We start from the raw sequence: 12880 nt of genomic DNA on the forward strand, positions 1-12880 counted from the left end.
GCACGCTCATCCTCCATCGCACCTGTCGTGTAGCGGTCCGGCCTGGCAATAACTCGACAAGCCAGTTGCGGCAGGTTCACACCCCGGTTGTACGGTCGCACGGCCATTCCGCCAGGGCGCGTGACACGTCCAGATACCCATCACTGTCGTAGCTCCTCGCACCGGATCGGTGCCGTTGGCGACCGGCCTTCGGTCAACTGTCCCAACCTGGGAACTGCCTGCGCACCCCGACGCAGTAGTTGACAGGCAGTGGTCCCGGGTGCAAATTACTATATGAAAATCATTTCCAATACCGGTCGTCGGGGCGACGAATCCGGGGATGCCTCGGACGAGGCGGCAAGCTGCCGCCCCGCAAACCCAGAACTAGTCGAAAGTGCAATTCTGCCAATGTGTTTTGCCTCACCAAGCAACGACGTTGTCGACCGATGAGCGACCGGATGAGCGGGTGCCGCGGTACAGCTTCAGAGAGCCGAACGGACTTGGATTGGTCGTTTGTGGTCCAAATAGCTGAGGCGGGGCGGGCCATCGGCGCTTGGCAATTGATCGCGCCCGATCGGCGGTGACCGCGCCGGTTTGGATGGCGCTTCCACCGGAGGTTCATTCGGCATTGCTGAGCAGTGGCCCCGGGCCCGGTCCGCTACTGGCGGCGGCGGGGGCGTGGACGTCCTTGAGCGTCACATACGCCGAAGTGGCCGAAGAACTATCGGCCCTGATGGCAGCGGTGGTGGCGGCAGACTGGGAAGGTCCCAGCGCGGAGTCGTATGCGGCCGCCAACGCACCCTTTGCGGCTTGGCTGCTGCAGGCGGCGGCCAACGCTGCCGCGGCAGCCGCCCAGCTCGAGACCCAGGCCAGCACTTACACCGCCGCGCTGGCCGCTATGCCCACCCTCGGTGAGCTGGCAGCAAACCACGCAATCCACGCGGCTCTGGTAGCAACGAACTTCTTCGGAATCAACACCATTCCCATCGCAATCAACGAGGCTGACTATGTGCGGATGTGGATAGCGGCCGCCACCACCATGACGGTCTACCAAACGGTATCTGCCGAGGCCCTGACAGCGGTACCCAGCACGCCACCTGCCCCACCAGTGCTGCGGTCCGAAAACTCTGCTGCCGCCGGCTTCAATCCGTTCAACATTCTCGCCGACTGGGAAAAGATCGTCGAGGAAATCATGAACGCCATCTTTGGTGTGAAGGTCCCGCCCTCGGTCCTTGAGGCGATAGAGGCGTTCTTGGAAAATCCGTCGCTGGCCACGCTTGGTTATCTGGTGCTGGTGGCACTGCCCTACGAGGTCGCTTTCGACACCGTGTTCTTCGCACCCGCGGCGCTATTGGCTACTCCGTTCCTGCCGCTGGCTGGTCTCGGCGGCCTTGGCGGTCTCGGCGGTCTGGCGGCCCTGGGGCGGCCCAGCCTTGAGCCCACCGTCGGCGACGATTTCCCACCACAGATGACCAGCACACGGCCGCAACTCGGGTACGGGTCAGGGATCGCAGCGCCGGCGCCGCCGGCGCCGGCATCGGCGGCGGCAGCCGGACCGGCACCCGGATCGACTCCTGCGCCAGCCCCCGCATCGGCCCCGTCGGCCGGTATGGCCCCTTTCGACTACCTGGTTTTCGGCGGACCTCCGGACCCAGGAGAAGGCCCGACGCTGATTGACCGCGGTAAGGCCTCAGCACCGGCGTCCGACATCGCGGCGGCAGCCGCGGCCCCGGCACGAACACCGGCACAGCAACGCTCGCGACGCCGACGGCGAACCGTGATGAAAGACAACGCCGACGAATTCATGGACCTCAGCTCGGGACCGGACGCGTCCCCGGACAGTCCGCCCAGTGGCACAACCGCCTCCGACCGCGGTGCGGGCTCGCTGGGATTCTCGGGGACGGCCAACTGGGGTGACGACATACGCCCCGCCGGGTTGTTAGCTGTGAGCGATGACTTCGGCAACAAGCCGACCGCGCCGATGCTGCCCCATACCTGGGGCAGCGAACGTGGCGGAGGGCCAACGCAGTTCACGGGTCATCGCGAGACAGGGCATACCGGGGCCCACACCGATGACCTGCCGCCGCAATGAGGAGCGTAATGCCAACCGCGGACCTGATGCAGGAGTTGACAGACGATGTCCCCGGGTGCAAATTAGTACATGAAAATCGTTTCCAATAACCGTTCCCCGAGGTGACAGGATGAGGGCAGCCTCGGATGGGCTTAACTCTGCCACCACGGCAGCGATTTGGGTGGCGTTCGACGCAACCTTGCGGCCCGGCGGCTCGCGCCGCCTGGACTGTGCGCGTGATTGTTTTGGACAGCGGGGGTGACCTACGGTCATCGCCTTCAGGGGAGCCAAGGAGGCTTGGACGTGTCGTCTGTAATCGCGATTGCTGAGTCGGTGCAGGGCATCGGCGCTCGGCCATCGATCGCGCCCGGTCGGCGGTGACCGCCCCGGTCTGGATGGCACTTCCCCCCGAGGTTCATTCGGCCTTGCTGAACAGCGGCCCCGGGCCTGGTCCGCTACTGGCGGCGGCGGGGGCGTGGACTTCCTTGAGCATCACATACACCGAAGTAGCCGATGAACTCTCAGCGGTGGTGGCACAGACACAGTCGATGGCCTGGGAGGGCCCCAGCGCGGAGTCGTATGTCGCTGCCAATGCCCCGTATGTGGCGTGGCTGCTTTTGTTGGCGGCCAATGCTGCCACTACGGCCGCCCGGCACGAGACCGAAGCCACTGCTTACACCGCCGCGCTGGCCGCCATGCCCACCCTGGGTGAGCTGGCAGCAAACCACGCCATCCACGCGGCCCTGATGGCAACGAACTTCTTTGGCATCAACACGATTCCGATCGCACTCAACGAGGCCGACTATGTGCGAATGTGGGTGCAAGCCGCTACCACCATGACCGTCTACCAAACGGTGTCCGCCGAGGCGGTCACGGCGATACCCACCACGCCGCCGGCCCCACCGGTGCTGAGATCCGGTGCCCCTGCCGCCGCCGACTTCAACCCTCTCAACATCCTCACCGAGTGGGAAAAGATCGTCGCGTACATCCTGGATGAATTGTTCGGCGTCGATAGCCCGCCTTACATTCTTCCGCTGCTAGAGGCTCTCCTGCAAAACCCTTCCCCCGAGCTCCTCGCCACTCTCCTATTCGTGGCACTGCCCTACGAGGTCATCTTCAACACCCTGTTCTTCGCGCCCGCCGCCCTTTTGGCGACGCCATTCCTACCCCTCGTCGGCCTTGCCGGACTGAGTGGCCTGGCCGGACTCGCGGCCATTCCCCAGCCGGGCCAGGATCCCGGAGTGAGCAGCGAAAGCCGGGCACCCACTACGGCTAGGGGCGACGCCGTTTTCGGATCCGCGGGCTCCTCAGCTCCGATGTCTCCGGCTCCCGCCGCGACGACGGGGTCAACGCCTGCGTCGACACCAGCATCAGCGCCGGCATCCGCCCCGGCCGGCGGGACCCCGTCGTTCGGCTACCTGGTGTTGGGCGGCGGAAGCGATGGAGGGCAGGGGCCGACATTGATCGACCGTGGCAAGGCCTCGGCACCCGCCGCGGACATCGCCGCGGCGGCCGCGGCGTCGTCACGAGCACCTGCACAACAGCGATCCAAGCGCCGACGACGGATAGTGATGAGAGACAACGCCGACGAATTTCTGGACTTGGATTCAGGGACGGACGCCGGCCCGGACGCCCCGCCCGATGACACAACTGCTTCCAGTCGGGGTGCTGGATCGCTGGGATTTTCCGGAACGGCAACGAAGCCCGATGCCGTTCGCCCCGAAGGATTGCTCACCCTGGGTGATGACTTCGGTAGCAGGCCGACCGCGCCGATGTTGCCCCACACTTGGGGTAACGGCTCCAGCGGAGAGTCGCCGGAGCCCGCCGGCCCGCAATCGTCGGGCCAAACCGAAGAACCGTATACCTGAAATGCCCATGCCGATGAGGAGCCTCGAATGTTCGACCGTACATCCGCGCTACCGGGTTCGGCGCAGCCCTGATCATGGCGGGCACCCGGCTTTCGACACTCGATCCCGCGATCACGTCTGTGTCGGCTAAGGCGCAGGAGGCACCATGTCGTTTCTTGCCGTAACTCCCGAGTTCTTGGCTTCGGCGGCAGCGGATCTACAGACTCTCCGTTCGGCGCTAGATGAAGTGCAGGCGGCGACCGCTGTGCCAACCACCGGACTGATAGCTGCCGGTGCGGACGAGGTGTCTGCGGCGGTCGCAGCGCTATTCGCCAACTATGGTCAGGAATTCCAGGCGATCAGCGCACAGGTCAGCGCGTTTCACCAGCAGTTCGTTCAAGCGCTCAGCGCGGGGGCCAAAGCGTATGCGGCCGCCGAGGTGCTCAATGCGTCACCACTGCAGGCGGTCCAGGGCGAATTGGTCGCTGCACTCAATGCACCCTGGCGAGCGTTGTTGGGCAATCCACTGGTCGGCACGGCCGGTCCGACCCCAGCCATGCTGGCCCTCGACTACGCCACTCTCATCATGGGAGGTACCGGCAACCCCGTCCCAGACAGCACCTATCTGAACAACGTCTACAACGCCTACATTGCGCCCCGCATCGCTCCACACACGGCCGTCCCCACCGGATTGGTCACTCCCGAACAAGGCTGGCCGCTCACCGGATTGCACAGCCTGACCTTCGACACGTCGGTTGCTCGGGGAGTCGAGATACTCAAGCAGGCGATCGCAGCCCAACCACCGGACACCAACACCACTGTTTTCGGTTTCTCCCAGAGTTCGACCATCATTACCGAGTACCTGCAGGGAATCGCGACCGGCACCATCCCCAACCCACCTGACCCGGCCAATGTGCGATTCGTACTCACGGGAAATCCCAATAATCCCAACGGCGGCCAGTTCGAACGGTTCGTCGGGCTTTACCTGCCCGGTTTCAACCAGACATTCAGTGGCGCGACACCGGATTTGGCCTACCCTACGGATATTTACACTATCCAATACGACGGTTTCGCCCACTTTCCCCGCTACCCGATCAACCTCTTGTCCGTCGCGAATGCTTATGCCGGCTTGTATTACGACCACCTGGGCCCGAGTCCGACATATCCGAACATCACGCCCGAACAACTCGCGACCGCGATCGTCGCGCCGGTCTCGCCCGGATCTACCGGCAACACCACCTATTACTTCATCCCGACCCAGGATCTGCCGCTGCTAAGACCGCTGAACTTGCCACAACCGCTGCACAACATGATCCAACCGCCATTGCGGGTGCTGGTCGATCTGGGTTACGGCGACATCGGCGGCCCGAACACGGAATACGCCAATCTTCCTACCCCCGCCAGCCTGTTTCCGGTAGTGAATCCGATAAACGTCGGCACCTATTTGCTCAAGGGAACCGTGCAGGGCGTGCAGGCCAACTTGGTGTGGGCCGGAGTGCTTCCCCCCTCAGCGATGCCCGACACCTATCCCTTCGTGGCATCCCCGAATCCGGGTCTCACGATCAACCTCGGACAACCGAGTGTGACGGTGGTGTCCGCTACGACGACCATCGCCGGCTCACTGCTGCGCGCCCTGAATATTCCTCCATTCGGGGCCGGTTGATCGCGGAGCGCCTTCGGCAGATGACCCCCGCACTTGACGAATGGATGATCAGACGCGCGGTTGCCGCACGTCAGTGCTCGTCGTAGTGCTCGCCGTGAGCAGCGTGCCGGCATCCATCGTGGACATAGTCCACGTGATCGCCGTGGGGGACGGCAACATGACCACAACCCTCGCCGTGAACGTGGTCATGGTGCTCATGAACGGTGTGACTGGCCGGCTCGCATTCGTCGTAATGGCTGCCGTGCTGCCGATGAACGTGACCATCGTGCAGATAGTCGACGTGGTCGTTGTGCGGAATCGCTACGTGGCCACACCCGTCTCCATGTACGTGGTCATGGCCGAGGTGTTCGTTGTGAAGCGTGTCAGACATGGTTCCCACCGCCCGTTTCTGTTGATGCCCTGCTGACACTGTGCAACACGGCGCTTGCTACCGCCACACCGGTGGTGGGCGATGAAATTCTCTGCCGCGCCGGCTTCCGTCGAACTAACCGCGACGGTGCTGGTTGGCGAGCTCCATCATCTGCATCGTGTGCTACCAGACTGCGGCCCGCCAGCGGAATCTCGCGGACTGCATTCCTACGGCTGAGTTGCCTCAGATATCGCCGCTCTTACTTTTGCGTGAGAACGCGACCGAACACTTATTTAATGTAGCCTTGCTTCAGCTTAGGAAAAGCTGATCTTAATAAGCACTACCTTCGTTGCGCAGCGCTCTCACCTCGGCTAATGTCATCGCTATCAGCGAAATCTGAATGACCGCACAGCGCGGCAGTGTCTGACGGAATTCGGCAAGACAACCCTACAAACGGTCAGGAATGACGATGCAAAGCGACCCCGACATATTAAAACTGCTCAATGAGCAATTGACTAGTGAACTCACCGCGATAAACCAATACTTCCTGCATTCCAAGATGCAAGCCAACTGGGGGTTCACCGAGTTGGCCGCCCATACACGCAGCGAGTCCTTCGAAGAAATGCGGCACGCCGAAGAGATCACCGATCGAATCCTCTTGCTCGACGGCTTGCCCAATTATCAGCGCATCGGCACGCTGCGCGTGGGCCAGACACTGCGCGAACAGTTCGAAAGCGATCTGGCGCTTGAATTCCAGGTGATCAACCGTCTCAAGCCCGCGATCATCCTGTGTCGGGAGAAGCAAGACAGCACCACCGCGAACATTTTCGAGAAAATCGTCGCCGACGAGGAAGATCACATCGACTATCTGCAAACCCAGCTGGAGCTGATGGACAAGCTCGGCGAGGCGCTCTACGCCGCGCAGTGCGTCAGCCGACCGCCGGGTCACCTCTGACGGCCCTCGTCGCTTGGTGTTCGACGGCGGCTGCGATTGCGACGAGCGCCGCCGCCGCACCAGGGCTGGCGCATCCAGCGGATGTTTCTCCCGCCTAGTTGCACCGACTAGCGCGACCTGCCCAGCGCGTATGCCTGCTGAGTTGCCCTGGCAGAGGAGCGTTTTCCCATCGACCGAGTTCCAGCCAGTCCCTCAGCAACGCCGCCTCAGCGTTGTTGGTGATCGGGCCCACCCATTGGGGTGGTCCGAAAGGTAGCCGGTCGGTGGTGCATGGCTGGACCATCGCCATGACACCGCACCCCGCCGGCCGAGATGCGCACGTGACCGGCCCGAGGATGCAGGGCGCGGAAACCAGCATGGCGTGCGGGCAGCAACGGATGGTCGGACGCAATTCCTCGATCACAGACACTTGCTGTTCGGTTGCGCAAGCGTTACAGACCACGACGGTGAACGGGCGCGCGGTCCCCCGCCGCGCGTTCAACGGTTCCCGCCCCGACCGGTCAGGCCACGAGAGGCATGAACCGTCATTGTTTGAATCCCTTCGGTTCCCGGCGATCTGACCGCTTGTCAGAAGGCGCAAATTCAGCGACCGGCGGCGGACCCGGGATAGGGCAACAACGCCATCTCGCGCGCATTCTTGATGGCGGTGGCAACTTGCCGTTGTTGTTGGACACTGAGGCCGGTGACACTGCGAGAACGGATCTTTCCCCGTTCAGAGATGAAGAGTCGCAGCGCAGCCGTGTCCTTGTAATCAACCGCGCTGACCCCGAGGCTGTCGAGCAGGTTCTTCTTGGCCGATCTGCCGGTCGGTGGCCCACCCCGAGTCTGGCGCCGTTTCTTTGCGGTTTTCATGAGGCTCACCAACTGGACTTCCGCACCCCGGGCAGTTGCCCGTCATGCGCCAACTGCCTTACCCGCACTCTTGACAGACCGAATTTGCGCAGATGCCCGCGCGGCCGCCCGTCGATCGCGTCACGGTTTCGCACCCGCACTGCGCTGGCATCTCGTGGCTGGCGCATCAGTTCACGTTGCGCTGCGGCCCGCTGCTCGCTCGAACTCGATGGCAACCGAATGATTTCCTTCAGTTCGGCGCGGCGCTCGGCGTACCGAGCCACCGTGGCGCGACGACGCTCATTCTTGACAATCTTGGATTTCTTGGCCATGGCTCAGCGCTCCTCTCGAAAATCGACGTGGCGCCGGATGATTGGGTCATACTTGCGCAGCACCATCCGGTCCGGGTCGTTGCGCCGGTTCTTGCGGGTGACGTAGGTGTACCCCGTGCCGGCCGTCGATCGCAGTTTGACGATCGGGCGGATCTCGTTGCGTGCCATCAGATCCGCTGACCTTCGTTGCGCAACCGGGCCACAACGGCCTCGATTCCGTCCCGATCGATGACCTTGATTCCCTTGGCACTCACCCTGAGCCTGATCCGTCGGCCCTCAGACGGGAGGTAGTACGTCTTGAGTTGGATGTTGGGCGACCATCGACGCCGAGTTCTGCGGTGCGAGTGCGAAACGGCGTTGCCGAATCCCGGCTCCCGACCCGTGACTTGACAGCGAGCAGACATCCAGCAGCCTTCCCTATCAGGTGACCTTAATGACAATCGTTTTCGACAAGCTCTCCGCCAGACGCTACCGTAAGACCGCAGTTAATGAAAATGATTTCCAATAGGGGCTGCATGAGAACACCGGTCGTCGTCGTCGCGGGCCAGGAAGGCACCGAGGCGATCGCGCACGCGATGCTGGGCACGCCCGGAAGTCTCGTGGTACGACACCATTTCACCGGCCACGTGGTCCTGCGGACAGTGGTGTCGCGGCAAAATGGGCTGTTGACCAGCGCGGATGTCGCACTCGAACTCATTCACGGTTGCGTTTCATGCACCATCCGCGACGACCTGCTGTTGCTGTTGCGCCGGCTACATCGCCGCGACGATGTGCGCCGCGTGGTGGTGCACCTGGCGCCATGGCTGGAGCCCGAACCAATCTGCTGGGATATCAACCATGTTCGGGTCCAGATGGGACCGGGCTATGTGGACGGTCCTGCCGCTCTCGATGTGTCGATCGCGGCGGTCGTGACGTGTATCGATTCATCGGTGTGGCTGCGCCAAGCGCTTTCAGATGCGGAGCTTGACGACGGGCGCACCGAGGCGCAGGTCGTCGTCGGTCAGGCCGAATTTGCCGACGTGGCCGTGCTGGCCCCCGCCGACCCGGTGGTGAAGAGCGTCGTGCGCCGCCTTGCCCCGCGCGCCCGGATCGGTGTCGAAAGCGCCGATATCGAGCAACTTCTGGCTGAGGTGAGGCCCGACGCGCGGCAAGGCCGAAGCGACGATCCACACGGACCGCTTCTTGCCGGACAGCCATCCCTGGAGGCCCAAGGAGCTGTCAAACTGCTCGAATTCGCCGCCCAGCGCCCCTTCCACCCGCAGCGCCTGGAAGCCGCCGTCGACGTTCTGCTAGACGGTGTGATCCGATCCCGAGGGCGGCTGTGGCTTGCCAGTCAACCACAGCAAGCCATGTGGTTGGAATCCGCCGGGGGCGGACTACACGTCAGTTCGGCCGGCAAGTGGTTGGCCGTCATGACAGAGGCTGAACTAGCCGCCACCGACGCCGAAAGACGCGCCTTCGGACAGTTGAGATGGCATGGCGCACATGGTGACCGGCACACCGCCATGACTGTCCTGACGTATGGCACGAACACCGACGAAATCATCGGCGCGTTGCACGGGGCACTTCTCTCCGACGCCGAATTGCGTTGTCCACAGGAATGGGCCCACTATCACGATCCGTTCGGTGATTGGCATAAGCAGACCTGCGACTTGCCGGTCGAGGCGACCACCGACACTCCGGCACACCACAACGACACAAGTGACCGCTGATGGATGCCCGACGCGGCAGTCCGCGGAAATCTGCCCCGCTTCTCCCCACCGTCAGTGGGTGTGAGCTACTTCCCACTTCGGCAATGGATCGGGAAACGTCGTCCAGTGTTCTTGTCCCGCTGCAAATTCGAGATCAGTGAGGAGGGCGGAAACCAGCAGCCGCCGCACGGAAGCATGATCGAGCCGAACACCGATGAACACGATTTCCTGTCCGGGACTCATGTCTGTCGACGACCAGTATTGCGCCGGTTCGATGACCAGATTCGGGCCGGCCTGTGACCAGATCGCCACGATCTGCGGGCGGCTGGCAATCCAGCAGAATCCCTTGCTGCGCAGCAGACCACGAACCTGACCCAACGCCGCGTCCAACCGCTGCGGATGGAAAGGGCGGTCCGCGCGGAAAGTCAGACTGCTGATGCCGTATTCCTCCGTCTCGGGAATGTGACCGCCGGCGATCTCTTCGTCCCAGCCAGGTACCTCCTCTGCGGCCAGCGGGTTGAAGAGACCGGTGTCCAGCACGTCACTCAGTTCCACTCGGCCGTTGACGGTCCGCACGATCTTCGCTGACGGATTCAGTCGACGCAGCGTCGTTTCGACCCTGTTCACAGTGTCCTGGCCCACTAAATCAGTCTTGTTGAGCAGCAGGACATCGGCGAACTCCACCTGGTCGACGAGCAGGTCCGCGATGCTTCGGTAATCACCGTCGGCGGCCGCTAACTGCCTGTCGGCCAATGCCTCACCACGAATAAGTTCGGACAGAAACGTTGCGGCATCGACGAGCGTGACCATGGTGTCGAGGGTCGCGACCTGAGACAGGCTGGACCCGTCCTCGAACTCCCAGGCAAAAGTCGCGGCGACCGGCATCGGCTCGGAGATGCCGGTCGATTCAATGATCAAGTTGTCGAATCGGTTCTGGCGGGCCAACAGCCCCACCGTGTCGAGCAGGTCTTGACGCAATGTGCAGCAGATGCACCCGTTGGTCAATTCGACCAGCGTTTCGTCAGTGCGATCCAGGTGGCCCTGCCCGGCGATCAGGGCGGCATCGATGTTGACCTCGCTCATGTCGTTGACGATCACCGCTACCCGGCGGCCGTCCCGGTTGGCCAGAATGTGGTTGAGCAGTGTGGTCTTGCCGGCACCGAGGAAGCCGGACAATACGGTGACCGGCAGAGGTAGGGGCGCCGCAGCAGCCATAGCTCATCGACTCCCGTAGCGGCGGCGGAATTTTTCCACCTGACCAGCCGAATCGAGCAAGCGCCGGGTGCCCGTCCAGAACGGATGAGAATCGCAGGTCACTTCCACCACGACAAGCGGATACGTCTGGATGCCCTCGGGCGTCTCGATGTCGATTGTTCGTGAACTGGTGACAGTCGACCGCGTCAGAAAAGTCTTTCCGGTAGTCGCATCTTGAAAAACCACCGGGCGGTAGTCCGGGTGGATGCCACTTCTCATCTTTCTCCTTCAGATCTAGCCGCTGCACACGAAGAGTCGGAGGCCTCCGACGAGCGCGGCGGCATACGACCGACCGCCCTCGCCGACTCGCGGGGCCAACTCACGGGGTGAGCTACCTCGCTCGCCTTATTGAAAACGATTTTCAATAAATCGCACTCTACATCCCTCGCGTTGGCCTGTCGAAGCCGTCGATAGCCCCGTGCATTCGCTGGAAGCTGGACACCAGCCATCAGCCTCGCCATCCCGGCGAACCCGCGTGACTCGACCCCCCGATGTCACCGTGTCGGGTGTCGCATGCCGCTGCGGTCACCGAGATTCAACGTCTGATCGATCGGTATCTTTCCCCGTCGCAGCAGCTCGGCCCTACGGTGTAGCGCGTGGCACACACGCATTCACACTCACTCGGCGCCGGCTCGAGCCGAGCCGCGCTCGGGCCGACATCGGCGAAGATCGTCGTTGGACTACTGGCAGCAATCGCCGCGTCGGTGGTGGCCGGCCTGGCGTGGCTGTGGCCGCACCAGCAGCATGTCGACATTCCGATGCCTTTCCAGAATTCGTCGGGTGGCGCTGTCACCACGGAGGCCGGACACGTGCTATCCAGCCAGCTGGGCGACTGTGGGAGCCCCTCAGCAAGTCAGGTGCTCACCACTTCGGCCCAGCCCGGCATGCCCGGTTCCGGACGGTGTGTGCTGACCATGGTCACAATCGATTCCGGACCAAACGCGGGCGCTTACACGGCATTTGAGTTCACCCCGGGTCCCGGTCAGCCCCACCTCACAGCGGGCGACCATATCCGGATCACGCGACAGGTCGACGCCGGAGGTGCGACCACTTATGCGTTCTACGACTACGAACGTGGCTGGCCGTTGGCGGCCCTGGCGATTGCGTTTGCGCTGGTCGTCGTCGTGGTCGCTCGCTGGCGGGGGCTACTGGCGCTGGTCGGTATCGTGGTGGCTTTCGCTGTGCTGGTGGCATTTCTGCTTCCGGCACTCCGAGAAGGCGCACCCGCAGTACCCGTAGCGGTGGTGGCGTCAGCGGTAATTCTCTACGCGGTGATCTATCTCGCGCATGGGGTGAGTCTGCGAACGAGCGCGGCCCTGCTGGGGACCCTGTCGTCGTTGTTCCTTGCCGCATTATTGTCCTGGGCCGCCATCGATCTGACCCACCTCACCGGCCTGTCCGACGAGCAGAACTCCGACGTCGCCGCCTATCTGGGCAACGTGTCGATCCGCGGATTACTGTTGGCCGGGTTCATCATCGGATCACTGGGCGTGCTCAACGACGTGACGGTCACCCAATCGTCGACGGTCTTCGAACTCGCACACCTGGGTGGAGACTCGTCGCGCCGCGCCATCTTCCTGGGCGCCATTCGAGTGGGCCGCGACCACATCGCCAGCACGGTGTACACGCTGGTGCTGGCCTACGCCGGGAGCTCGCTACCCCTGCTGCTGTTGTTCAGCGTCGCCAACAGATCATTGGGTGACGTGATGATGAGCGAGAGCATCGCCATCGAATTGGCCCGCTCTGCCGTGGGCGGGATCGCTCTGGCGCTCTCGGTGCCGCTGACCACGGCCATTGCGGTGATGCTAGCCAAACCCGGCGATCCTGCATCGGCCACGCCCGCTCCATCCGCCCGACCCGGCAGCAAATAGGTTGTGCTGCAGCGATATAGCCAGCCGACGCCCGTCC

Annotated in this window: 13 protein-coding genes; 6 read left to right on the forward strand and 7 right to left on the reverse strand. The window is 63.0% G+C overall.

Features of this window, described 5'->3' with window-relative positions:
* Nucleotides 1–559: 559 nt before the first annotated feature.
* From JX552_RS21350 to JX552_RS21360, 3 genes are all read left to right on the forward strand, one after another.
* Nucleotides 560–2071 carry a PPE family protein gene (locus tag JX552_RS21350; RefSeq protein ID WP_205878600.1) on the forward strand — a complete coding sequence of 504 codons (1512 nt, stop codon included), beginning with the start codon at nucleotides 560–562 and terminating at the stop codon, nucleotides 2069–2071.
* Nucleotides 2072–2427: 356 nt separating this feature from the next.
* Entirely contained in the window at nucleotides 2428–3918 is a 1491-nt protein-coding gene (locus JX552_RS21355) for a PPE family protein (RefSeq protein WP_205873885.1), read from the forward strand.
* Between the two features lie 145 nt (nucleotides 3919–4063).
* Entirely contained in the window at nucleotides 4064–5560 is a 1497-nt protein-coding gene (locus JX552_RS21360) for a PE-PPE domain-containing protein (protein ID WP_205873886.1), read from the forward strand.
* A gap of 70 nt (nucleotides 5561–5630) precedes the next feature.
* Here JX552_RS21360 and JX552_RS32615 read toward each other — a convergent pair whose 3' ends face one another.
* On the reverse strand, nucleotides 5631–5930 hold the full coding sequence (locus tag JX552_RS32615; RefSeq protein ID WP_241010664.1) for a hypothetical protein: 300 nt from the start codon (nucleotides 5928–5930) through the stop codon (nucleotides 5631–5633).
* Nucleotides 5931–6378: 448 nt separating this feature from the next.
* On the opposite strand from JX552_RS32615, the gene bfr reads away from it, so the two are divergent.
* Entirely contained in the window at nucleotides 6379–6864 is a 486-nt protein-coding gene (gene bfr / locus JX552_RS21370) for a bacterioferritin (protein ID WP_205873888.1), read from the forward strand.
* A 582-nt stretch (nucleotides 6865–7446) separates the two neighbouring features.
* On the opposite strand, the gene rpsR is transcribed toward bfr, so the two are convergent.
* From rpsR to rpmB, 4 genes are read right to left on the reverse strand one after another with little or no spacing between them, the layout of a single operon-like run.
* Nucleotides 7447–7716 (reverse strand): 30S ribosomal protein S18, encoded by a 270-nt coding sequence (gene rpsR / locus JX552_RS21375; RefSeq protein WP_205873889.1) that lies wholly within the window; start codon nucleotides 7714–7716, stop codon nucleotides 7447–7449.
* Nucleotides 7717–7721: 5 nt separating this feature from the next.
* Nucleotides 7722–8027, reverse strand: coding sequence for a 30S ribosomal protein S14 (gene rpsN / locus JX552_RS21380; RefSeq protein WP_205873890.1), 306 nt, complete (start codon nucleotides 8025–8027; stop codon nucleotides 7722–7724).
* A 3-nt stretch (nucleotides 8028–8030) separates the two neighbouring features.
* A complete protein-coding gene (gene rpmG / locus JX552_RS21385; RefSeq protein ID WP_205873891.1) occupies nucleotides 8031–8195 on the reverse strand; it encodes a 50S ribosomal protein L33 in 165 nt (54 codons plus the stop codon).
* Nucleotides 8195–8431 (reverse strand): 50S ribosomal protein L28, encoded by a 237-nt coding sequence (gene rpmB / locus JX552_RS21390; protein ID WP_205873892.1) that lies wholly within the window; start codon nucleotides 8429–8431, stop codon nucleotides 8195–8197. Before rpmB ends, rpmG begins: the two co-directional genes overlap by 1 nt.
* 111 nt (nucleotides 8432–8542) lie before the next feature.
* Here rpmB and mrf point away from each other — a divergent pair, with 111 nt between their 5' ends.
* Nucleotides 8543–9739, forward strand: a complete 1197-nt coding sequence (gene mrf, locus JX552_RS21395) for a ribosome hibernation factor-recruiting GTPase MRF (protein WP_205873893.1) — start codon at nucleotides 8543–8545, stop codon at nucleotides 9737–9739.
* A 51-nt stretch (nucleotides 9740–9790) separates the two neighbouring features.
* Here the strand turns inward: mrf and JX552_RS21400 are convergent, their stop codons facing one another.
* Nucleotides 9791–10933 (reverse strand): GTP-binding protein, encoded by a 1143-nt coding sequence (locus JX552_RS21400; protein ID WP_205873894.1) that lies wholly within the window; start codon nucleotides 10931–10933, stop codon nucleotides 9791–9793.
* Between the two features lie 3 nt (nucleotides 10934–10936).
* Nucleotides 10937–11191, reverse strand: coding sequence for a type B 50S ribosomal protein L31 (locus JX552_RS21405; RefSeq protein WP_205873895.1), 255 nt, complete (start codon nucleotides 11189–11191; stop codon nucleotides 10937–10939).
* Between the two features lie 377 nt (nucleotides 11192–11568).
* On the opposite strand from JX552_RS21405, the gene JX552_RS21410 reads away from it, so the two are divergent.
* Nucleotides 11569–12843 carry a YibE/F family protein gene (locus tag JX552_RS21410; protein WP_205873896.1) on the forward strand — a complete coding sequence of 425 codons (1275 nt, stop codon included), beginning with the start codon at nucleotides 11569–11571 and terminating at the stop codon, nucleotides 12841–12843.
* The last annotated feature ends 37 nt before the right edge of the window (nucleotides 12844–12880 follow it).

The sequence above is a fragment of the Mycobacterium gordonae genome (assembly GCF_017086405.1).
Taxonomy (GTDB): domain Bacteria; phylum Actinomycetota; class Actinomycetes; order Mycobacteriales; family Mycobacteriaceae; genus Mycobacterium; species Mycobacterium gordonae_D.

Excerpts from the sequence above, each read along its gene's own strand:
- rpsN (WP_205873890.1), bottom strand. The coding sequence starts at position 8,027 with ATGGCCAAGAAATCCAAGATTGTCAAGAATGAGCGTCGTCGCGCCACG.
- JX552_RS21360 (WP_205873886.1), top strand. The coding sequence starts at position 4,064 with ATGTCGTTTCTTGCCGTAACTCCCGAGTTCTTGGCTTCGGCGGCAGCG.
- rpsR (WP_205873889.1), bottom strand. The coding sequence starts at position 7,716 with ATGAAAACCGCAAAGAAACGGCGCCAGACTCGGGGTGGGCCACCGACC.
- bfr (WP_205873888.1), top strand. The coding sequence starts at position 6,379 with ATGCAAAGCGACCCCGACATATTAAAACTGCTCAATGAGCAATTGACT.
- rpmB (WP_205873892.1), bottom strand. The coding sequence starts at position 8,431 with ATGTCTGCTCGCTGTCAAGTCACGGGTCGGGAGCCGGGATTCGGCAAC.
- JX552_RS21405 (WP_205873895.1), bottom strand. The coding sequence starts at position 11,191 with ATGAGAAGTGGCATCCACCCGGACTACCGCCCGGTGGTTTTTCAAGAT.
- rpmG (WP_205873891.1), bottom strand. The coding sequence starts at position 8,195 with ATGGCACGCAACGAGATCCGCCCGATCGTCAAACTGCGATCGACGGCC.
- JX552_RS21400 (WP_205873894.1), bottom strand. The coding sequence starts at position 10,933 with ATGGCTGCTGCGGCGCCCCTACCTCTGCCGGTCACCGTATTGTCCGGC.
- JX552_RS32615 (WP_241010664.1), bottom strand. The coding sequence starts at position 5,930 with ATGTCTGACACGCTTCACAACGAACACCTCGGCCATGACCACGTACAT.
- mrf (WP_205873893.1), top strand. The coding sequence starts at position 8,543 with ATGAGAACACCGGTCGTCGTCGTCGCGGGCCAGGAAGGCACCGAGGCG.